Source organism: Halomonas sp. 707D4 (assembly GCF_024158685.1).
Lineage (GTDB): Bacteria > Pseudomonadota > Gammaproteobacteria > Pseudomonadales > Halomonadaceae > Vreelandella.
In genome coordinates, this window is sequence record NZ_JAMZBD010000747.1 from 1 (window position 1) to 1,056 (window position 1,056).

The following is a 1,056-nucleotide window of genomic DNA, read 5'->3' on the forward strand; positions in this document are numbered from 1 at the left end:
CGACGATGCGGCGATGGCCGCCAGCGCCTTGACCCAGGCGGCGGTGGCGCTTTCTTCGCCCGGCGGCAGCGGCTGGCCGAAGTGAGCCTCGTAGGCGGCGGCCATCGCCGCATCGTCGTGCTGGGCCATCTGGTTGAACCAGTCGACGTAGGAGGGCTTGCCGAGCGGGTCCTGCAGGGTGACGCGGCGCGCCCACTCGGGCTCGGTCAGCGCCCAGACGTTGTCGACCGGGCAGGTATCGTGCAGCGCGGTGTTGTAGGCCCACACGTTGGGCGCCATCACCACGGCCAGCGGGTCGCGGTAGCGCTCGTCGACGTGATCGGCGAACTCGTCGGGAAACCAGCTCGTGGCGAAGCCGGTCTCGAGCAGCTGGGCCACCACCGCCGGCGCGTCGGCGAGGATCGCCACGTCGGTCTGGACGTTGCCGGCCTGGGCTTCGCGAATCAGCCGCTCCAGGGTGTGGGGCGCCTTCGACTTCACGCCTTCGGCCTGGAGCCCGTACCGGGCGGCGAAGCGGGCGGCCTGCTCGACGATCTTGCCCGTCGAGTCGTAGATCGAAAGCGGCGGCTCCTGGCGTGCGGCGTCGAGCAGGGCCTCCTCGGAGTCGGTGGGCTGGGCCAGGGCGAGCGACGTCGAGGCAAGGCCCAGGGCCGCGGCGAGCGTGGTCAAGTAGCGCATGGAAAACTCCTTCAAACGGCCTGCATGTAGGCGATGGACGAGCAGCGGTGAAGTGTCGGGCGGGCGCCGCTTTCCAGGCGGTTCCCGTCCAGATCGAAACGGTGCAGGTACTGCAGGTCGATACGACAGCCGACGGCGTCGCCGGCGCGGACCTGCGGGCGGTGCTGCGTCGAGAGCTGGAGCGCGTGGTCGTCGACGAGAAGCTCCAGTACCCAGCTGCCGCCGGTGGGCATCACGCTCTGTACCCGGGCCGCCACGGTGCCGGGGGCATCGACCGGTGCCAGCTGAAGGTCCTCGGGGCGAAGGGCCAGGGTATGCGCGACGGCGTCTCGATCGAGCCTGCGACCCAGACGCGAACTCGTCGCGATCTGGTTGATC

1 protein-coding gene and 1 pseudogene are annotated in these 1,056 nt (G+C 70.2%); both read right to left on the reverse strand.

The window, feature by feature from the left end; all coding sequences use genetic code 11:
- Window positions 1–678: pseudogene (locus BIS11_RS18410) on the reverse strand (ABC transporter substrate-binding protein); the annotation flags it as partial.
- Window positions 679–689: 11 nt separating this feature from the next.
- On the reverse strand, window positions 690–1,056 hold a 367-nt coding region (locus BIS11_RS18415; RefSeq protein ID WP_253586842.1), incomplete at its 5' end, for a TOBE domain-containing protein.